The organism is Pseudomonas palleroniana (assembly GCF_022836895.1).
Taxonomy (GTDB): domain Bacteria; phylum Pseudomonadota; class Gammaproteobacteria; order Pseudomonadales; family Pseudomonadaceae; genus Aquipseudomonas; species Aquipseudomonas palleroniana.
This window is the reverse complement of record NZ_CP092411.1, coordinates 6,177,970-6,198,183: the sequence shown is the minus strand read 5'-3', so window position 1 is coordinate 6,198,183 and position 20,214 is coordinate 6,177,970. Positions and strand designations below refer to the sequence as shown.

Below are 20,214 nucleotides of genomic sequence, written 5' to 3'. Positions count from 1 at the left end.
TCATAAGGCATGTTTGTGTTGCCCGGCCCAGGGCGCCAGCATAAAGCTGAACGCCAGGCCCAGGCTGACCGACAGGCCGAAATTACTCACGGCCGGTGTACTGGACACCGCCAGCAGGCCGAACGACAACCACGTCGTCAGCGCGGCCAGCAGCGTCCCCAGAAGACTCACGGCCGCGCCGCCGATCTGCTCGCGCATCAGGATGGCGTAGTCGACACTGATGGCCGTGACCAGCAGCAGGCCGAACAGGCTGAACAGGGTCAGCGGCTGCCCCAGCCAACCGAGGCTGGCCAGGCTGCACAGGGCCGCCAGCAACGGCAGGGCGACAATGCGCAAGGCACCGCCGAAACCGAACGGCAGGATCAGCAGCAACACGATCAGCACGCAGGACATCAGTTTCAATTCGGCGGCGCTGACCTGCGTGTCGGCGAACACCCGGTTCAGGTCGCCCAGGCGGTCGACCAGCTGCACGCCGGGCAAATCCTGTGCTTGTACGCGCAGCAACGCCGGGTTGTTCAAGCCTTGCAGGCTGACCATCGCCGCGACGCCGCCGTCCACCGGGCCCAGCCACAGGGTGCGCCAGGGTTCGGCCAGCGGGCCCTTGAGCGCCGCGTCGATGTCTTCGGTAGGCAACGCCTGCAACTGCGTGACTTCGGCCTGCAGGGCGCTTGCCGGTATGCCGAGGTCCAGCAGCGGTTGCCAGTGCTGCGCGAGGTTGTTCAAGCCTTCACGCAACTGTTGCTGTTCGGCGGGTAGGTTGACCAGTTGGTTGAGCGCCAGGTAGCCCTGGAGCTTATTCATGTTCACCAGTTGATCCAGGCGCTGGCCCAATGCGGCCTGGCGTTCCAGCAGCTGCTGCTGGTTCTCTGCCCGCACCAGGAAGAACTGGCTGGTTGGCTGAAAACCGGTGATGCGCGCCACGGCCTGGGCTTCCTGCAGCAATTGCGGCGGTGCGCCGATCCACTGGCGGATATCGTTCTTGCTGCTCAGGTGCCACAGGCCGCCGGCGCAAAACAGCAACAGCAGTACCAACAACACCGGGCTCGGTACGCGTTTGAGCAGCGCTGTACGCGCTTGCCACAACACCTCGGCAATACGCAGCGGCCACTGCGCGGGGCGCAGTTCCACGTTCTTGAGCAGCGCCGGCAGCAGGCACACGGCCGACAGATACGCCCCCACCAGCCCGGCGGCGGAAAACACTGCGATTTGTGTCAAGGCGGGAAAGGGCGTCCAGGCCAGCGCCAGGTAACCGATGCAACTGGTGGCCAGGCTCAGGCTCAGACCGGGCAGGGTGATGCGTAACGCCGGCCAACTGCGCCACGGGCGCATGCTCCAGCTTTTCGACAGGTAGTGCAGCGGGTAATCCACCGCCACGCCGATCAGGCTCGAGCCCAGCACCAGGGTTATCACATGCATGTGGCCGAACAGCGCGACACAGGCCACTGCGCCAAACAGCATGCCTGCCAGCACCGGGACAAACGCCAGCAGTACGCGCCAGCGGCGGAACGCCAGCAACAGCAACAACAGGATGCCCAAGGTGGCGCCGCCGCCGACCCAGGTGATCTCCCGTGTGGCTTGCTGCTGCCCATTGGCCGCGTAAAGCAGACCGCTGGCGGCGAGCAGTTGCGCGCCGTGTTCGCCTGCCTGTAGGCGGCTGGCCTTGAGCAGATCCGCCACTTGCAGCGGCAGTTTCATATCGAAGGCATTGCCGGTGGTGCGCGCACGTAGTAACACCCAGCTTTTGCCGTCGGCATCGGCGATCAGCGCGCCGCTGCCGATATCCAGCTGCACCGAGCCATGCTGCGGCTGGCTGCTCTGGATGCGCCCGGTCAGGCCCAGCCAATCGTCCTGGCTCGGCACCAGGCTGAACCCGGTGAAGGGGTCGAACAGGGCCTGCACGCGCTGCTGGATAAACGCGTCGGGATGGTCGATCAGTTGCTCGCGATCCTTGGCCGCGAGCATCGCCAGCCGCCCGCGCAGCAGCTGTTCGCGCAGTGCCGGCAAGTCGGCTTGCAGGTTCCATTGCACCTTTTCAAACAAGCCGCTGGCCTGCCAGCGTTCGCCCAGTTGCTGCGCTACGTTCACCGCTTGCTGGCGGTCGGTATGCCCTACCAGCACCAGCATCTCGCGGTTCAATGGTTCCTGCATGCGCTGCTCGGCTTGCAGTTCGAGGGCATCCGGCGTGTTGCCCGGCACCAGTTCCATCAGGTTGGCCGACAGCGGCGCACCGTGGCGCCACTGCCAGCCGGCCACGGCCAGCACGGCCACCAGCAGGATCAGGAACAGGCGCGGCAGCAGGCGCTCACTGGGCAAAGTCGTGTTGCTCCGCGTCAGTCAGGGGCAGGCTTGCAGTGCTGTCCTGCATGCGCAGCACGGTGCTGTCACCCTGGGTTTCGAGCAACTGGATGGTCTGCACCAGCTCGCCGCCGTCAATGTTGATCTGGGTGAACACTTGCTTGAGCAACAACGAGCGTGGAACCAGCGTCAGCTTCCACTGCTTGGCTTCGCCTTGCAGTTGCAGTTCAAAGTCGCGCTGCAAGCCGCTGCTGTCGCCCTGGAGCACCGCAAGGAACAACCGGTTCTGCTCGGCCCCGGCGCTCTTGTTCGGCAGCAGTTGCCAGCCACCGGCGTCACGGCGGGCAATGCCTTGGGCGCTGATGCGGTAGTCCTGTTGCAACGGGGTTTTGAGCAGCCACAGCAGGCCGTGGTCTTTGGCCAGCACGAAGGTGCCTTTGCTGATCAGCGGCTGGGGCAGGGCGCGCAGGTGTTTTTCCTGGGTGAAGCTGCCGTGGATCACCGATGGTTTTGCCAACTGCTCGCTTAGCTGCTGCAGGTCAAAAGCATGAGCACTCAGGCTTAGCAGCAACCCAACCCCTGCAGGAGCGAGCTTGCTCGCGAAAAACCTGAGGGCGCGGCGCAGTGTCAGGCAGCCCGTATTCACGTTGACGATTTTCGCCAGCAAGCCGGCTCCTACAGGGGATCTCATTGCAGGGCCCTCTCGACGGCGTCGGTGAAGACTTTGGGCGAGGCCAGCTGCATCTCGCGGCTGGCGATTTCCACGGCCACTTGCACGGTGCTGGCGCGGGTCATGCGCTCGCCGCTGGCCAGGTCGGTAATCAGGTAGTTGACCTTCAAGCGGTTCTCCCATTCCACCAGGCTGGCGCGCACATTGAGGGTCTGGCCAAAGGTGGCGCCGCGCACGTAGCGCAGTTGCATATCGATCACCGGCCAGGCGTAGCCCGATGCCTGCATCTGGGTGTAGTTGTGCCCGAGTTTGTCCAGCAACGCACAACGCGCCACTTCCAGGTATTTCACGTAATGCCCGTGCCAGACCACGTGCATGGTGTCGATGTCGAAAAACGGTACGAGGATTTCAGTGTCGCAATGCAACACGCCCTGGCTACGCATGCAGCCTCCAGTGTTGCTCGGCGATACGTTTGAGGCACAGGCGCAACTCGCCTTCCAAGGCTCGATCCTCGATGACCGGCGGGAAGTCTTTGCCCAGTTCCTCGTGCATGGCGGCCAGGGCCGGCGGCAGCGGCCTTGCCTCCTCGGCCTGGACGCGCAGCCATACGCCCTGGTTGGCGGCGAGCAAGGTCGCGGCGGCGACTTGTTCGGTCAGCTCCAGCACGCGGATCGCGTCGCGGGCGGCGATGGTACCCATGCTCACTTTGTCCTGGTTATGGCACTCGGTGGAGCGCGAGAACACGCTGGCCGGCATGGTGTTTTTCAGCGCTTCGGCGGTCCAGGCGCTGGTGCCGATCTGCACGGCCTTGAAGCCGTGGTTGAGCATGGCGCGGTCGGCCGGCGCGCCGGACAGGTTGCTCGGCAGGCCATGGTTGTAGCGCACGTCCACCAGCAGTGCGAGCTGGCGGTCGAGCAGGTCGGCGACATTGGCCACCAGGGTCTTGAGGCTGTCCATGGCGAAGGCGATATGCCCGCCGTAGAAGTGCCCACCGTGCAGTACACGTTCTTCTTGCGCGTCGATGATCGGGTTGTCGTTGGCGCTGTTCAGCTCGGTCTCGATAAACGCGCGCAGCCAGCTCAGGCTGTCGGCCAGTACGCCGAGTACGTGGGGTGCACAACGCAGCGAATAGCGGTCTTGCAGGCGGTGCAGCGGCGCGGTCGGCGCATCGATTGCCAGATCCTTGCGCAGCCAGGCGGCCACTTGCATCTGCCCCGGGTGCGGTTTAGCGGCGAACAGGCGCTCGTCGAAGTGCTCCGGGTTGCCTTGCAGCGCCACCACGTTCAGCGCGGTAATGCGTGTGGCCAATTGCAGCAGGTAGTCGGCGCGGGAGAAGGCCAGGCAGGCCAGGCCGGTCATTACGGCGGTGCCGTTCATCAGCGCCAGGGCTTCCTTGGGGCGCAATACCAGCGGAGTCCAACCCAGTTCGCGGTGTACGTCGGCCGCCTGGCGGCGTTCGCCACGGAACATCACCTCACGTTCGCCGGACAAGGTCGCCGCCACGTAAGACAGCGGGGTCAGATCGCCGCTGGCACCCACCGAGCCTTCCTCCGGGATCAGCGGCAGTACGTCGTGTTCGAGAAAGGCCTGCAGGCGCTCCAGCAGTTCGACGCGCACGCCGGACACCCCATTGCACAGCGACTGCAACCGCGCAGCCAGTACTGCGCGGGTGGCCTGGGCGTCGAGCAGCTTGCCCAGCCCGCAGCCATGAAAGGTATACAGGTGACGGGGCAGCGCCTCGACATGTTGCAGCGGCACCGCCACCACGCACGAGTCGCCGTAGCCGGTGGTCACGCCGTAGATCACGCCTTCCTTGTCCAGCAGCGAGTCGAGGAACTGCGCGCCCTTGGCGATACGCTGGCGATACGCGGCGTCGTTCTGCAATTGCGTGGGCGCCTGGCGGTTGGCCAGGGCTCGCACGTCTTCAATGCGCAGAGCGCGTTCGCCAAAGGTTACCGGCTCAAGATGCGTCGTCATCGGTCTTCCAGAAAGGGTAAAAGTTGAACCATTGTCGGGGCGCTTGCAGGCAGAACTCGCCCAGGCGTGCGGCGTAGCGCGCGGTCCACTGGGCAATCACCTGCTCGCGGGTACTGCGCTTCCATTCGATCAATTGGGCGAAGGGCTCGATGGTCAGGCGATAGCGGCCGTCGTGCTTGAGGCACATCAGCAGGTTGACCGGGCATTTGAGCAGGCCGGCCAGCAACCACGGACCTTGGGGGAAGGCGGCATCCTGGCCGAGGAAATCCACGCGCACCTTGCGCCCGCCGTGTAGCGGCACGCGGTCGCCGGCAATCGCCAGCCACTCGCCCTCATCCAGGCGCTGGCTGAGCAGCAGCATGGTGGCCGGGTCCAGTTCGCTGACCTGGATCAGGCGCAGATGGGTCGCCCCGGCTTCACCCAGCAGGCGATTGAAACGCTCGGCATGCTTGGTGTGCACCAGCACGTTCATGGTGACTTGCTCGCCGATCTCCGCCAGGGCGCGGCACACTTCAAGGTTGCCCAAGTGTGCGCCCACCAGCATCTGCCCGCGCTCGCCGCGCAGTTGCCCACGCAATTGCGCCGGGTCGTCGATTTCGATCTGTTCGATGCGCAGCTTGCCGTTCCACACATCGAGCTTGTCGAGCAAGGCGTCGGCGAAGGCCATGAACTGACCGAACACGCTTTTATGGGTGGGTTGCAATTCGTTGCGGCCGCTCCAGTACGCCAGGCGCTGCTGGTACTCCCAGGCACTCTGGCGGGCCGTGCGGCCGAAGAGGAAGAAGTACAACACGATGCCGTACAGCAGGGGGCTCAGCAGGCGACGCCCCAGGACCCTGGCGGCGACAGCGGTGAGCTTCATCAACCAGAAACTGCCGCGCTCCTCGCGGTCGGCCCAATGTTTGTGGCTGTCGTTCATGCCTGCCACCGCCGCCACAGGATGAGCGGTGCCCGTACCAACATGCCGAAGAACAGCCGGGTATGCATGGCCGAGATACGCACGTTGTCGCGGAACAGGCGGAAGTGCGACAGGCCGTCGGCGGGGTAATGCACCTGGGTCGGCAGCCAGCGCATCGGCTGGTTGCGCCAGGCCAGGCGCACCAGGATGTCCGAGTCGAAATCCATGCGCGTGCCGATGTAGGCCGAGTCCATCAGGGCCAATGTGGGTGCCAGCGGGTACACGCGAAAGCCACACATCGAGTCGCGAATCTGCAGCGACAGGGTGTTGATCCACACCCAGACGTGAGTCAGGTAGCGTGCGTACAGGCGGCCCTTGGGCACGCTTTCATCGTATTCGGGATAGCCACAGATCACGGCCGTTGGGTGGGCGCGCGACGCGTCAAGGAAGGCCTCGACTTCACGCAGGTCGTGCTGGCCGTCGGCATCCACCTGCAGGGCGTGGCTGAAGCCCAGGCGTGCAGCCTCGCGAAAACCGGCCATGACCGCGCCGCCTTTGCCCTGGTTGCTCGGCAAGGTCAGCAGGGTGACCGACTCCAGCGTCGCCAGTTGCGCCAATACGGCCGCGCAGGCCGGGCTGCTGCCGTCATCCACCAACAGGCACGGCAGGCCACTGTCCAGCAGGCTGTGGACCACGGCCGGCACGGCGGCTTCATGGTTGTAGACCGGGATCAGGGCGCACGGCTTATGCATGGGCAGTGACCAGCTGGATGCGCCCGCTGGAGCAAGCGGCAACGCCGTTGCGGTAGGCGAAATACAGTTTGCCGCGTTCCGGGTCGAAGCGCAGGTGCAGCTCGATCTGGTCACCGGGGCGCACCAGTTGCTGGAACTTGAGCACTTCCATGCCGGCGAACGTCGTGGGCAGGTCCATCAGCTGTTGGCCCAGGTTGAACGCCCATTCCACCTGCACCACGCCCGGCAGTACCGGCGTCGCGGGGAAGTGGCCGCTGAAATAGGCCAGGTCCGGTGGGACGCTCAGTTGCAGGGTCCATTCGCCATCGGTTTCGACTTGCTCCAGCACGTGCGGCGCTTTTGGCCGTGGGGCGAGCAACAGGGCCGTGACATCGGCCTGGGGCAGCTTGCCCTGGGCGTTCAGCGGCAACTGGCGCAGCAAGCGCCAACGGCGGGGCAGGGCCAGTGCCTCGCAATGTTGGCTCAAGTGCTGGCGCAGGGTTTGGGTCAGCGTGCGACGTCCCTGGTTGCGCAGGGCATGCATGCCGTCGGCACTGAGCACCACCAGCGCGCCGAGGGATGCGCGGTTTTCCTGCACCACGCCCAGGCGGGTTTCGGCAACCCACGGGTGGGTCATCAGTGCCTGTTCCAGCATGGGCAGGGAGATGCGTTTTTCTTCCAGCTTGACGATGCGGTCCAGGCGGCCGAGCAATTCAAAGCGGCCATCGGCGTGGATCCGCGCCGCGTCGGCGGTCTGTTCGATATGACCGGCCGGCAGATAGGGCGAAGCAATGCGCAGGGCGCCCTCGGCATCCTGGCTCAGTTGCACATCGGCAAAGGGTTCCCACGGCTGTGCGCCTTGGCGCCAGGCGATGCCACCGGTTTCCGAACTGCCGAGGATTTCCGTCGGCCATTGCTGCAGGCGATCGTAAAGCTCGCCGGCCGCCTCGATGGGCAAGGCGCCGCCGGACGAAAACACCCGTGATACCTGGCGCAACGCGGGCCAGTCGAGGTTGTCGCCCATGCGCTTGAGCAGCGCCGGGCTGGCCACCCAGGCAAATTGCGGGTGTTCGCGGCTGGCGCGCTGCAGGTCTTCGGGAAAGGCCAGTTGCTGGCGCACGAAGCGGCGCCCGGCATACAGCGGCCATAGCACACGGAACAGCAGGCCGTAGATGTGTTGGGTGGCGACACTGCCGATGATGCAGGCGTCTTTGAGGTCCGCGCCCCACAGGGCCTCCAGGGCTTCGACTTCGTTGGCCAGTTGGCGCAGGGTTTTCTCGATACGCTTGGGCTCACCGCTGGAGCCGGAGGTGCACAGGCTCAGTCGGCAGGTGTCCAGGTCGAGCGCGGCGGGGCTCAATGGGGCCTGGTACAACGCATCCAGATCAGTCGGCTCAACCAGCCACGCATCTACTGAGTCGTCCCAGCGTTGGCGGGTCTGGGGTTGCAGGTCGGCAGGCAACAGCACGCTGACCCCCGCACGCCAGGCGCCCAGCAAAGCAATCGCCAGTATGCCTGCGTCTTCCAGATGTACCGCCAGATGCTGGATGCCACGCGCTTGCAGGCCCGCCGCGAGGCTCAGGGCGTGTGCCCACAGCTGGGCATGATTCATCAGCGGCTCGCTGGTCACCCAGCGCTGTTCCAGCGGCTCAAGCAGCAAGTGCTCAAGTTTCAAACCTTTCATACGCGGCCTCGAACCCTTTGTCGTACCAGCCATTCCACGGCAAACAACAGCCCCATCAGCCCGTAGGCGATCAAGCCGTTGTACAACGTCCACCAGCTCAGCGGCGCCCACAGCGTGAGGGCGGCGGCCAGCAGGCCATTACACAGAAAAAACACGCTCCAGACCACGGTGACCTGGCGCGTATAGACCACCGCTTTGGGCGGCAACTGCGGCTCGGTCATGCGCGCCAGGCGCTCGACCACCGGCGGGCCATACTTCAGGCTCAGGCCGAACAGCGCCAGCATGAATGCGCTGACCAGGCTAGGGTACCAGCGCAGCCACTGCGGGTTGTCGAACCAGGCCAGCAACAGGCAGAACACAATCACCGTCACGGCCATCCAGCGACTGCCGGGGCGCCGAGCCGCAGTGAGTGCACGCAACAGCCACAGGCTACCCAGCAACAGGCCGAACTGCCATGGCGCAAAGTGCTCGGTGCCGTAATACACCGCAAAGGGGTACAGCAGCCCTGCCAGCAACAGGCCAAGGCCGATCAACCGGCTCATGCGGCAGGCGTGACCAGACGGTACACCGCCTCTACCACGTCGTTCACGGTACGCACCGCCTTGAACTCTTCGGCGGCGATCTTCTTGCCGGTCTGGCGTTTGATATGGTCGATCAGGTCCACGGCATCGATGCTGTCGATTTCCAGGTCCTGATACAGGTTGGCCTCGAGGGTGATGCGTTCCGCGGGCAGTTCAAACAGTTCCACCAAGGCATCGCGCAGGGTGTTGAAAATATCGTCACGAGTTTGCATGGTACGGTCTCAAGCTGCCTGTCTGGCTGTGACGAACGCCGCAAGGCTGGCCACGTTGGTGAAGTGATTGCGGGTGTCCTTGGCGTCGGCGTCGATCTTGATACCGTACTTTTTCTGGATCGCCAGGCCCAATTCCAGGGCGTCGACCGAGTCCAGGCCCAGGCCTTCGCCGAACAGGGTTTGTTCGCTGCCGATGTCGTCGGCGCTGATGTCTTCCAGGCCCAGGGCCTCGATGATCAACGTTTTTATGTCGTGCTCAAGGCGTTGTTGGTCGCTCATCTTCGGCGAGCTCCTTAATGAAATAGTGGTGCAGGTAATCGTTGAGCTTGCGTGAAGCCTGGGGCGCAGGCCCAAGAGCGGCAAACGCTTGTGGTTCTATATCGGCACCCACCCGCAAACTGAAGTGCACGCGGCATTTGGGGATGCGGTACCAGGGTTCGGCCTTGGTCAGGGTGGTCGGGCTGACCTTGATCACCACGGGGGTAATGATTGTCGCACCGCGCAGTGCAATGGCGGCGCCGCCGCGATGAAAGGCGGGTGTCGCGCCGGGTGGGGTGCGGGTGCCTTCGGGAAAGATGATCAGGGTCTGGCCTTCGCGCAGGGCAGCGGCAGCGGCATCGAGCATTTCGGCGCTGCCATCATTGCTGATATAGCCGGCTTCACGCACAGGCCCACGGGTGAAGGGGTTTTGCCACAGGCTCTGCTTGACTACGCAGTTGGCCTGGCGCACCAGGCCGATCAGGAACACCACGTCGATCAGCGACGGATGGTTGGCGATGATCATCTGGCCCGGGCGGCCGAGGTTTTCAGCACCTTCGACGCTGTAGGTCAGCACGCCGGCGCGTTGCATCAGGCGGATAAACAGCCAGAACAACCTGCTGATGGTCAGGCGCGCACGGCGCTGATGTGTGTCGGCGCTGCCCGGCAGACAACTGAGCAACGGAAATACCAGCAACCGCAGGCACAGCCCGCCGAGGCCGAACAGCGCGAAGCTGGCGGCGGTGGCGAACAGGCGCCAGTAGTACGCGTCCCGCGGTTTGCGGGTCAGGGCTTGCGTTGCCAGTTCCATACACGGTTCTTCCAGGCATGTTGGCAGGCGTCCTGTCCGTTCAGCAGGGTGCGCAGCAGGTTCAGGGCGTGGGGCCACGGTTGGGCGGTGCTGGGTTGGACAGTGCCGGTGGTGAGTTCCAGCTGCCACTCGTCGCCCGGCGTCAGCAACAGGCCCAGAGCGTAGGGGAAGGGTACGTCGTGGATCCAGCTGGCGTAGGCTTCGGGCGGCTGTTCTTCGGTGATCACCAGCAGCACGGCCGGCGCCCCTTCGTCGAGCAGTGCGGCGGCTTCCAGCAGGCCATGCTCCAGGCCATCGCCGGCGGCGGCGAGGGCGGTCATTTCGCTGGTTTCATTGCGCAGGATCGACCACAGGCCAATCACCGCGTTATGCACCGACAGGCTGAACTGGGTGGGCGACAACGGCTGGTCGTTGGCCAGGTCGCTGAGGATATCGAGGGTGCGCGGGGTTTCGCCGTGGCGGGAGATAAAGACCAAGGGCAGGTCCTGCAGGCCCTCGGCCAGCGGCCAACCCACGCTGAACGCCATGCGCGCCAAGCGGCTCAGGCGCCGGCGCTGCATGGCCGGGAGGAATGACACGTCGGGGGAGGCTTCGCTGGCAGGCAGCAACACCGGGGCCAGGCACCATGTGCGCCAGGCATCCGCGCTCTCGAGGCCAGGAGCCCATGCGCGCCATTGGGCGATGTTGAAGTTGATCACTGAGACGTTATCCCGCCCCTGCGGGCTTCCATGTGCGGCTGTTGGCCCCGAATACCGGGACAGGGAGCAACGGCCGAATGGCGCGCATTATCCCGGTGGCGTGGGGTTCTAGCAAATTTTGGTAAAAATTTGTGCACGTCGATTACAAATCAGTCGTGGAGATTTGCGGATTGTCCTTTACGCGGTGCTCGTTGGGGCGTCGGACGCGTCCCTTTCATTTGTATGCGAGGTCCTGGTATCGGCGTGTCATGTATGGCTGAACGGATGAACGAGGTAGCTAACAGGCGCTTTTGCCCTCTACACTCGGGACATTCATTGATACACGGAGGTTTTTCCATGCGGCGCGTGGTGTTCAATCAGAAAGGCGGTGTGGGCAAGTCCAGCATTGCCTGCAACCTGGCGGCGGTCAGCGCCAGCGAAGGCTATCGAACCCTGTTGGTGGACCTCGATGCACAAGCCAACTCAACCCAGTACCTCACCGGGCTGACCGGCGACGATATCCCCATGGGTATCGCCGATTTTTTCAAGCAAACCCTGTCTTCTGGGCCGTTCTCCAAGAAAAACCAGGTGGATATCTACGAAACCCCGTTCGACAACCTCCATGTGGTCACCGCCACCGCAGAATTGGCGGATTTGCAGCCCAAGCTTGAGGCCAAGCACAAGATCAACAAGCTGCGAAAACTGCTGGATGAGCTGGGTGAAGATTACGATCGGATCTACCTGGATACCCCGCCGGCCTTGAATTTTTATGCGGTTTCGGCGCTGATTGCTGCTGATCGTGTGTTGATCCCGTTCGATTGCGACAGCTTCTCGCGCCAGGCCCTTTATGGCCTGCTGGCGGAAATCGAAGAGTTGAAGGAAGACCATAACGAAGGCCTTGAAGTGGAAGGCATTGTGGTCAACCAGTTCCAGGCCCGGGCGAGCCTGCCGCAGCAAATGCTCGACGAGTTGATCGCCGAAGGCTTGCCGGTGTTGCCGGTGTACCTGGCCAGTTCCGTGCGCATGCGCGAGTCGCACCAGGAGAGCAAGCCGCTGATCCACTTGGACCCACGACATAAGCTGACCCAGCAGTTTGTAGAGTTGCATAACCTGCTGGAAAACGCGTGACCTGAGGCGCAACACAAAACTCATGTGGGAGGGGGCAGATCCCCTGGTTTATACGCCTGGACGGGCAATAACCTCACCGCCTTAAATCTCTAGGTAAAACGCGGTCAAATGTGGGAGGGGGCTTGCTCCCGATGGCGGTGGGTCAGCCAGCACAGGGGCTGCTGATAGCCCGCTATCGGGAGCAAGCCCCTTTTGGTCTGCGTTGTTCTTGAGGTTGGATCAGATGCCCTGGCTGTGCAGCCAATTCATCAACTGCGGCAATGGAAACGCCCCACTCTGACGCGCCACTTCACGGCCGTTCTTGAACAGGATCAAACTCGGGATCGAGCGAATGCCCAACTGCGCCGATAACTGCTGGTTGGCCTCGCTGTCCAGCTTGGCCAGCCGGCACTTGCCTTGCAGTTGCCCTGCCGCCTGTTCGAACACCGGTGCAAACGACTTGCACGGCCCGCACCAGTCGGCCCATACATCCACCAGTAACGGTAAATCCCCCTTGATCTGGCTGGCGTAGTCGCCTTGCTTCAGCTCGAAAGGCTTGTTCAACAAAACCGCTTGCTTGCAACGCCCGCATTTGGGCGCATCACCCAGGCGTTCGCCGGGGATGCGGTTGAGGCCGTTGCAATGTGGGCAGGGAATGACGAGAGGTTCGGACATGGATGCGCTCCTTGGGTGTGGCCAGTGGAGTGTATTTGGAGCCAAGTCTGGGGGTTATCAAGGTTGGAAGAGGAGACTTATCCGTTCACAGTTTTGCCTGTGTCGATCTGAGTTCGGCTGCCTAGGCTGCTAAAGCCGGTTTTGTTCTGAGCCGTTGGTCTGTTTGTGGCTATAGCAAATTGCGATAGTCGCAATTCGAGCTTAGCCTTCATAGCAAGATGCGATAAGGATGTTGCATGCGAGTCATCAGTGAAAAAAGGATCTGGGAAGCCAAGGAAAAGTGGCCGCGCTCAGCGATGGCGTTGGATCAGTGGTATCGCGTAATCAAGCGCAACTCCCCCAAAGACTTTGCGTCGATGAAAACCATGTTCCCCGCCACTGACAAGGTCGGAGAGTTTCACGTGTTTGATATCGGGGGTAACAAGCTGAGGTTGATTGCTTGCGTGGCGTATCAGGTGCAGCGCGTTTACATCAAGCATCTGCTTGATCACCGCGATTATGAGAAAGATAAATGGAAGGAAAAAATCAGATGAGCGCACTCATGCGAGTAGCGGCTGAACACTGGCAGTTCGTTTCGCCGGTGCTGCGCAAACCAGAAAGCGAGGCGGACTATGATGCGCTGGTGTGCGGTTTGGACGAGTTATTGAGCCTGATCGGTGAGGTTGAAGACAGCCCTCTGATGAGCTTGGTGGACATTCTCAGCGACTGGATCGAAGCCTACGATCAAAAGCATCGCCCAATGCCCGTCGCCAGTGGCGTCGATGTTCTGCGATACATGATGCGCGAGCATAACCTTACCCAGAGCGACTTGCCGGGCGTCGGCGCCCAGTCCGTGGTTTCTGAAATACTGAGCGGAAAGCGCCAGCTCAACGTGCGGCAAATTCGTTGGCTGGCTGAGCGTTTTGGCGTTTCAGTGGAGACCTTTATCTAAGGGCTTCAAGACGAACAACTGATCTCCAGATGCTTACCCCAATCCGGTGGTCGCTGCGCGTATTGCTCCATTCCCGCTTGCGCCTCGAACGGCTTGGAAAGCACCTCATGCAGCCGCCGCACTTCGCTGTAATCCCCGGACTCGGCGGCGGCAATAGCGTTTTGCGCAAGGTAGTTGCGCAAGATGTACAGCGGGTTCACCGCATGCATCCGCGCACGGCGCTGTTCTTCGCTGCCGTCGCCATCGCGTTCAACACGAGCCTTGTACAGCTCGGCCCAGGCGTCAAACCCGGCCAGGTCGACAAAATCATCGCGCAGACGTGCCACTGACAGTGCCGCCGGCTCATCCCCCAGGCGGCGGAAGAACAGCGTGTAGTCCACGCCGCTGTTCTGCATCAGCTTCAGCAGGCGTTCGACCAATTTCTGGTCATCATCTTCGGCGGTGGTCAGCCCCAGCCGGCGACGCATCAGGTCCAGGTAATGCGCCTGATACAGCGGCAGGTACAGGCCAAGGGCTTCTTTCAACGCATCGACGCTGATAAACGGGGTGAGCGCCTGGGCCAATGCGCTGAGGTTCCACTGCCCGATCGGCACCTGGTTGCTGAATGAGTAACGCCCTTCATGATCGGAGTGGTTGCAGATGAAGTGCGCGTCGAAATCATCGAGAAACGCAAACGGCCCGAAGTCGAAGGTGATGCCCAGGATCGACATGTTGTCGGTGTTCATCACCCCATGGCAGAAGCCGTAAGCCTGCCATTTGGCGATCATCTCGGCGTTGCGCTCGACGATTTCGCGGAACATTGCCAGGTACGGTTCGGGCTGTTCCCGGCACTCGGGGTAATGCAGGTTCAGCACATGTTCGGCCAACTGCGCCTGCTGCTCGGGCTTCTGGGTGTAGTAGAAATACTCGAAATGCCCGAAGCGGATATGGCTGGGCGCCAGGCGCAGCACCATCGCGCCACGCTCCTGTTTTTCACGCCATACCGGTGTGCTGGAGCCGATCACGCATAAGGCGCGGCTGCTGGGGATGCCCAACGCATGCAGGGCTTCAGAGGCCAGGAACTCGCGGATCGATGAGCGCAACACGGCGCGCCCATCACCCATCCGTGAGTAAGGCGTCATGCCGGCGCCCTTGAGGTGCAGGTCCCAGTGCTCGCCCGCGTCGTTGTACACCTCGCCCAGTAACAGCCCACGGCCGTCACCCAGTTGCGGGGTATAGCCGCCGAACTGATGCCCGGAATAGACCATCGCCCGTGGTTGCGCCTCGGCCCACAGCTTGTGGCCGCCAAATAGCTCGGCGAACACCGGTGTGTCGGCCACGGCGGGGTCAAGGTCGAGCAGGGCCATGGCGGCGTCGCTGGCTACGACCAGGCGCGGTTCGTCGAGGGGTTCAGGCAGTACGTGGGTTGAGAACGCGTCGCCCAGGCGTGCGAAACGGTTGTCGAAGGTCAGTTCGTCGAGGGCTTTCACCGGCCATCTCCAGCAGAATGTCCGAGCATTCTGCTGGGGATAACGCCGTTAGTCGAGTTTGCTGGGCGGCGGTTCTTGCACACCGCCGTCGTTGGCGGGCTGGGTCGGCGGGTCGACTTCCACCAGTTTGTATTCCTGGCCGTGCAGGTTTTTCAAGTAAACCTCCATCTGGCGGAACGAAATGTTGATGTGCTCTTTCTTGAACTCGCGGTTGATAAAGCGGTTCACTTCGTCGATCACCGGGTTGCGGTCGCCCAGGTCACGCACGTGCATGCGCAGTTCGTGGTCGAGGGTGCTTTCGCCGAAGTTGAGGAAGTACACATGCGGCTCCGGCTCCTTGAGCACCCGCGGGTTTTCGCGGGCAGCCTTGAGCAGCAGCTCTTTCACGCGGTCCAGGTCGGAGCCGTAGTCCACGCCCAGTTTCAGGGTGACGCGGGTGATGGTGTCGGTCAGCGACCAGTTGATCAGTTGCCCGGTGATGAATGTCTTGTTCGGGACAATGATGTCTTTGCGGTCGAAGTCGGTAATGGTGGTGGCGCGGATGCGGATCTTGCTCACCGTGCCCGACAGGTTGCCGATGGTAATGGTGTCGCCGATGCGCACCGGGCGTTCGAACAGGATCATGATGCCGGAGATGAAGTTGGCGAAAATCTCCTGCATCCCGAACCCCAACCCCACCGACAGCGCCGCCACCAGCCATTGCAACTTGTCCCAGCTCACACCGAGGGTGGACAGGGTAGAGACGAAGCCGACGCCGGCAATCACATACGACAGCAAGGTGGTGGTGGCGTAGGCGCTGCCCTGGGCCAGGTCCAGCTTGGACAGCACCAAGACTTCCAGCAGGCCGGGCAGGTTGCGCGCCAGGGCGAAGGTGATGCCGACGATGATCGAAGCGCCGAGCAGGTCGCCGATGCTGATCGGCACCATGCTGATGTTGGCGCCGGTGCCGCTGGTGTATTCGTAGAGGGTCACGTTGTCCAGGTAGGAGAACACGGTGATCAGGTCTTTCCACACCCAGTACAGCGCCGCAATGAAGCCGCCCAGCAAGGCCAGGCGGATCAGGCGCATGGATTGTTCGTTGACCTGCTCGATATCCAGGGTCGGTTCTTCGATCACGGCTTCGCCATCACCGGCTTCCTTGGCGGCCTGGCGTTTGGCCAGGGCCCGGGCATAGGCCAGGCGTCGTGCGGCAACGCCCAGGCCGCGTGCGAAAGTGGCCTCGATGACCAGCCAGAGCATCAGCAGGTACAGGGTGTTGATCAGACGGTCGCTGAGTTTGAGCGCGGTATAGTAGTAGCCGAAGCACACCGCGATAAACAGCGCGATGGGCAGGGCGGTAAACACCAGCCCTACGACTTTTCGGAACAGCGAGGCTTTTTCGTGAGTTGGGCTGTTCAGCAGCAGGCGACCGAGCAGCCAGGCCATCAGTGCGTAACAGGTCAGTACCACGCCGATGCCCAGCACGTCGTCGGCCAGCGCCGCCGGTTGATGTTCGGCGATGGCCACCACGGCAACCAGCGCCAGTACGACCAGCCCGAGTTTGCGTATCCAACCCTGGAGAAAGGCCACCTGAGGCCGCTCCCAGCGGAAATGCAGTTCAGCCACACCGCCCGGCGCGAGAATTCTGTAGGCGGTGTAGAACACCAGCCACGCTTGGGCAATCAGCAGCAGTGCGACGCCCAGGTTGGCGTTTTGCCCGCGAGCGTCGATCTGCAGGGCATAGCCGCACAACGCCAGGCCCAGGGAGACCGGCAATGCCAGCAGGATATTGATCAGGATCGCCTGCGGTGTGTGCCACTGGCTGTCGCGCTTGAAGTGGCCGATGTCCAGGTGGACCTTGTTCAGGCGCTGGTACAGGGCTTTGCGTCGCCACAGCAAGGCACCGATCAACAGCAGCAATGGCAGGAACAGCAGCGGGCGTTGAGTCAGGCCGTCATACAGTTCGCTGACGCTGGAGGCCCAGGGCAGCGTGGTGATCTGCTTGCTCAGGTGATCCGGTACGGTTTCCAGCCATTCGGTATCCAGCGGCTTGTTGCTGGGGATCCAGAACATTTGCTCATCCAGGGTCGCGCGCAGGTTGCTGGCGGTGCTGAGCAGTTGTTTCTGGTTCAGTTGCAGGGTGATGGATTCATTGAGCAGCGCGCTCAGTTCCCGGCTCAGGCGCTCCAGCAGGTCGCTGCGCGTGATCGCCAGTTCCAGCAGGGTACGGCGCAGTTGCGGGGTGACTTCATCCGGCGGCTGGTTGGCCAGCAGGTTATCGACATAGCTGCTGGGGGTGCTGATCAGCTCGCGTTGCTGGTTGACCTCGAACTGGTACAAGCGAATGTTGGCGATGTCGTCTGCCAGGTTGCGGTCGACGGTGAGGCGCGGCAACGCCTGCTTTTGCTTGTAGAGGATCTTGGACAGCAGCAGGCTGCCCTTGAGCACGTTGATTTGCTCGTCCAGGGCCGAGTCGCTCTGGGTCACGGTGTCCAGTTGCTGTTTGGTCTCCAGGTTCTTCTGGGTCAGGTCGTTGAGGCGGTCGGTACTTTTGAGCAGGTAGTCGGAGAGTTTGAGGTTGGCTGCGCTCTCGGAGGCCAGCAGGCTGCTGCTGCCGGCTTTTTGCGCTTCGATGGACTGCTGGGTCACCGTCTGTTGGGACTGGGCCAGGCGCTTCTGGTTGATCAGGGTTTGCAGGTCCTGGATCTCTTGTTCCAGGCGGGCGGTCTTTTCGACCACCAGATCATGCTGGCTGTTGCCCAGGTCTTGCAGTTGGCTGTTGCCGGCCAGTTCCTGGCGGCGCAGCGGGATCAGCGCATTCAGGGAGGCGAGTTCGGCATTCAGCTGGTTGCGCTGGTCGCCGCTGAGGGTCTTGCCGTTGTCTTTACCAAGCTTGAGGGTCGCGTTGATCTGCTGGATACGCGTCTGGCTGTTGCTGATTTCGGTCTGCGCACGCTCGGGGCGGGTCTGGGCGGCGATGGTCAGGCTGTTGGCGTCGGCCAGTTCTTTTTGCAGGTCGCCTTGCTGGGTGGAGCGTTGCACCAGCAGTTGTTCAAGCTGCGGCACCGGCAGGCTCGCGTAGCGCTGCGCCACCGGGATGATTTTGGTGGCCTTGAGCCGCACCAGTTCGCGCTGGTTTTCGCTAGTCTGGCGCGGAGCGTCTTCCAGTTGGCGCTTGAGGTCGATGAGGCGCTGCTCGTAATCCTGCTTGTTGCCCAAAAAGGTCAGGGTCTGTTGCAGGATGGTCTGCAGCGCCTTCATATCGGCATCGGGCAGCTTGCGGTCGGGCAGCTTGTCCAGGCTTTGCTGGATGGCGTCGGCGCTGGGCGGCTCGGCGGCATGGACGATGCCGACACACAGGGTCAGGCTCAGCAGGGCAGTGGCGAGATAAGTGCGCAAGGTTGGCATAGAGACCGGTCGAGCAAGGTGAAGAATCGGGGCATTGTGGCCCCGCAGTTTAGAGGAAGAGTCCGGGGCCCGGGCGACTTCCTTCGGGAAATCTGACGCCGACTTTACCAATCTTGTTCCCGTCCATGACAGCGACGGTCCAGATGGTGTTGTTCCATTCCACCTGGTCGCCGACGATAGGTGCGCCGCCGACTTTCTGGGTGATGAAGCTGCTCAGCGGCATGTCCGGGTCGATGCCTTCGAGCTTGAGGCCGTACAGGGCCGACACCGCGCCCAGCTGGGCGTCGCCTTCCAGGACGAAGTCGCCGAAGAAACGCAGATCCAGGCCGCGTTGCGGCGCCTGGCTGAACAGTTTGCCCAGGGCCGGCAGGTTGTGTTCGTGACCGATCACGCAGAGCAGATCGTCGACTTCAAGCACCGTACTACCCGACGGATGGAGCAGTTGCTGGCCCCGGAACAGGGCGGCGATCCGCGTGCCCTCGGGCATTTTCAGTTCGCGCAGGGCGGCGCCGATGCACCACTTCTCCGCGCCCAGGCGGTAGACGAACAACTCCCACTCACTGGTGACGTGTACTTCCAGCGCTGCACGGGAGATCGGTGCCGGTTCCGGCGGTACGGTGACCTTGAGCAGTTTGGCCACCCACGGCAGGCTGGTGCCTTGCACCAGCAACGAGACCAGCACGATAAAGAACGCCAGGTTGAAGTACAGCTGAGCATGGGGCAGCCCGGCCATCAGCGGGAATACCGCGAGGATGATCGGCACCGCGCCGCGCAGGCCGACCCAGGCGATAAAGGCTTTTTCGCGACCATGAAACGCCTTGAACGGCAACAGGCCGACGATCACGGACAGCGGTCGCGCAAACAGAATCATCCACAGCGCCAGGCCCAGGGCCGGCAGGGCAATCGGCAGCAAGTCATGGGGCGTGACCAGCAGGCCCAGCACCAGGAACATGCCGATCTGTGCCAGCCACGCCATGCCGTCGAGCATATGCAAAATGCCATGACGGCTGCGCACCGGCCGGTTACCGATGACCAGGCCGCACAGGTACACGGCGAGGAAGCCGCTGCCATGCAGGGCGTTGGTCAGGGCGAATACCACCAGGCCGCCGGCGATCACCAGGATCGGGTACAGGCCGGTGGCCAGGTTGATGCGGTTGACCATCTGCAGCATCAGCCAGCCGCCGCCCAGGCCGATGATGCCACCGATGCCGAACTCGCGGATCAGGTGCGTCAGCAGGCTCCAGTGCAGGCCGGTCTGGCCGCTGGCGAGCATGTCGATCAGGGTCACGGTGAGGAACACCGCCATCGGGTCGTTGCTGCCGGACTCGATTTCCAGGCTGGCGGTAACCCGTTCGTTCAGGCCCTTGCCGCCCAGCAGCGAAAACACCGCGGCGGCGTCCGTGGAGCCGACGATTGCGCCGATCAGCAAGCCCTGGATGAGATTCAGGTCAAATAGCCAGGCCGCCGCCATGCCCGTCAGGCCGGTGGTAATCAACACCCCCACCGTGGCCAGCGATAACGCTGGCCAGAGTGCCACGCGGAAACTCGCCACCCGCGTGCGCAAGCCGCCGTCGAGCAGGATCACGGCCAGGGCGAGGTTGCCCACCAGGTAGGCGGTCGGGTAGTTGTCGAAGATGATGCCGCCGCCATCCACGCCGGCGACCATGCCCACGGCCAGGATGATCACCAGGATCGGAATCCCTAAGCGGGACGAAAGGGAACTCACCAGAATGCTCGCACCCACCAGCAACGCGCCGATCAAGAACAGGCTGTTGATGGTCGTTGCATTCAAAGGCAGTACTCCAGGGCTGGGAAGACGGGCGCAAACTGACCATGCAGTCTGCGTGCCAG

19 protein-coding genes are annotated in these 20,214 nt (G+C 62.7%); 3 read left to right on the top strand and 16 right to left on the bottom strand.

The features are described 5' to 3' along the window. The 12 genes from MJP36_RS27860 to MJP36_RS27805 are packed head-to-tail and all read right to left on the bottom strand — an operon-like array spanning position 1 to position 10,815. Positions 1–2,313, bottom strand: coding sequence for an MMPL family transporter (locus tag MJP36_RS27860; protein WP_244384550.1), 2,313 nt, complete (start codon positions 2,311–2,313; stop codon positions 1–3). Then, positions 2,303–2,986, bottom strand: a complete 684-nt coding sequence (locus MJP36_RS27855) for an outer membrane lipoprotein carrier protein LolA (RefSeq protein WP_198760854.1) — start codon at positions 2,984–2,986, stop codon at positions 2,303–2,305. Before MJP36_RS27855 ends, MJP36_RS27860 begins: the two co-directional genes overlap by 11 nt. After that, positions 2,983–3,408: an acyl-CoA thioesterase gene (locus tag MJP36_RS27850; protein ID WP_060755184.1), complete on the bottom strand. Its 426-nt coding sequence runs from the start codon at positions 3,406–3,408 to the stop codon at positions 2,983–2,985. The genes MJP36_RS27855 and MJP36_RS27850 overlap by 4 nt, the downstream gene beginning before the upstream one ends. Beyond that, positions 3,401–4,942 carry an HAL/PAL/TAL family ammonia-lyase gene (locus MJP36_RS27845; RefSeq protein WP_244384549.1) on the bottom strand — a complete coding sequence of 514 codons (1,542 nt, stop codon included), beginning with the start codon at positions 4,940–4,942 and terminating at the stop codon, positions 3,401–3,403. The genes MJP36_RS27850 and MJP36_RS27845 overlap by 8 nt, the downstream gene beginning before the upstream one ends. Then, positions 4,926–5,861, bottom strand: coding sequence for an LpxL/LpxP family acyltransferase (locus tag MJP36_RS27840; protein ID WP_090367249.1), 936 nt, complete (start codon positions 5,859–5,861; stop codon positions 4,926–4,928). Before MJP36_RS27840 ends, MJP36_RS27845 begins: the two co-directional genes overlap by 17 nt. Further along, positions 5,858–6,592, bottom strand: a complete 735-nt coding sequence (locus tag MJP36_RS27835; protein WP_244384548.1) for a glycosyltransferase family 2 protein — start codon at positions 6,590–6,592, stop codon at positions 5,858–5,860. Before MJP36_RS27835 ends, MJP36_RS27840 begins: the two co-directional genes overlap by 4 nt. Next, positions 6,585–8,255 (bottom strand): acyl-CoA synthetase family protein, encoded by a 1,671-nt coding sequence (locus MJP36_RS27830; protein ID WP_244384547.1) that lies wholly within the window; start codon positions 8,253–8,255, stop codon positions 6,585–6,587. The genes MJP36_RS27835 and MJP36_RS27830 overlap by 8 nt, the downstream gene beginning before the upstream one ends. Continuing rightward, a complete protein-coding gene (locus MJP36_RS27825; RefSeq protein ID WP_090367243.1) occupies positions 8,252–8,797 on the bottom strand; it encodes a COG4648 family protein in 546 nt (181 codons plus the stop codon). The genes MJP36_RS27830 and MJP36_RS27825 overlap by 4 nt, the downstream gene beginning before the upstream one ends. Next, positions 8,794–9,048: an acyl carrier protein gene (locus MJP36_RS27820; protein ID WP_060755179.1), complete on the bottom strand. Its 255-nt coding sequence runs from the start codon at positions 9,046–9,048 to the stop codon at positions 8,794–8,796. The genes MJP36_RS27825 and MJP36_RS27820 overlap by 4 nt, the downstream gene beginning before the upstream one ends. A 9-nt stretch (positions 9,049–9,057) precedes the next feature. After that, entirely contained in the window at positions 9,058–9,327 is a 270-nt protein-coding gene (locus MJP36_RS27815) for a phosphopantetheine-binding protein (RefSeq protein WP_060755178.1), read from the bottom strand. Then, positions 9,305–10,117 (bottom strand): lysophospholipid acyltransferase family protein, encoded by an 813-nt coding sequence (locus MJP36_RS27810; protein WP_060755177.1) that lies wholly within the window; start codon positions 10,115–10,117, stop codon positions 9,305–9,307. The genes MJP36_RS27815 and MJP36_RS27810 overlap by 23 nt, the downstream gene beginning before the upstream one ends. Then, on the bottom strand, positions 10,093–10,815 hold the full coding sequence (locus MJP36_RS27805; protein ID WP_090367241.1) for a beta-ketoacyl synthase chain length factor: 723 nt from the start codon (positions 10,813–10,815) through the stop codon (positions 10,093–10,095). The genes MJP36_RS27810 and MJP36_RS27805 overlap by 25 nt, the downstream gene beginning before the upstream one ends. A 336-nt stretch (positions 10,816–11,151) precedes the next feature. Here MJP36_RS27805 and MJP36_RS27800 point away from each other — a divergent pair, with 336 nt between their 5' ends. Further along, positions 11,152–11,922 carry a ParA family protein gene (locus MJP36_RS27800; protein ID WP_060755175.1) on the top strand — a complete coding sequence of 257 codons (771 nt, stop codon included), beginning with the start codon at positions 11,152–11,154 and terminating at the stop codon, positions 11,920–11,922. A gap of 219 nt (positions 11,923–12,141) precedes the next feature. Here the strand turns inward: MJP36_RS27800 and trxC are convergent, their stop codons facing one another. Next, a complete protein-coding gene (gene trxC / locus MJP36_RS27795) occupies positions 12,142–12,576 on the bottom strand; it encodes a thioredoxin TrxC (protein ID WP_244384546.1) in 435 nt (144 codons plus the stop codon). Positions 12,577–12,812: 236 nt separating this feature from the next. On the opposite strand from trxC, the gene MJP36_RS27790 reads away from it, so the two are divergent. Both MJP36_RS27790 and MJP36_RS27785 read left to right on the top strand, forming a co-directional pair. Then, a complete protein-coding gene (locus MJP36_RS27790; protein ID WP_060755173.1) occupies positions 12,813–13,109 on the top strand; it encodes a type II toxin-antitoxin system HigB family toxin in 297 nt (98 codons plus the stop codon). Next, positions 13,106–13,507 (top strand): helix-turn-helix domain-containing protein, encoded by a 402-nt coding sequence (locus tag MJP36_RS27785; RefSeq protein WP_060755172.1) that lies wholly within the window; start codon positions 13,106–13,108, stop codon positions 13,505–13,507. Before MJP36_RS27790 ends, MJP36_RS27785 begins: the two co-directional genes overlap by 4 nt. Before the next feature lie 5 nt (positions 13,508–13,512). Here the strand turns inward: MJP36_RS27785 and selO are convergent, their stop codons facing one another. From selO to MJP36_RS27770, 3 genes are read right to left on the bottom strand one after another with little or no spacing between them, the layout of a single operon-like run. Further along, entirely contained in the window at positions 13,513–14,976 is a 1,464-nt protein-coding gene (gene selO / locus MJP36_RS27780; protein WP_244384545.1) for a protein adenylyltransferase SelO, read from the bottom strand. Between the two features lie 48 nt (positions 14,977–15,024). Continuing rightward, a complete protein-coding gene (mscK, locus tag MJP36_RS27775; protein WP_090367235.1) occupies positions 15,025–18,363 on the bottom strand; it encodes a mechanosensitive channel MscK in 3,339 nt (1,112 codons plus the stop codon). 49 nt (positions 18,364–18,412) lie between these two features. Next, positions 18,413–20,155 (bottom strand): potassium/proton antiporter, encoded by a 1,743-nt coding sequence (locus MJP36_RS27770; RefSeq protein WP_060755169.1) that lies wholly within the window; start codon positions 20,153–20,155, stop codon positions 18,413–18,415. Positions 20,156–20,214 lie beyond the last annotated feature (59 nt).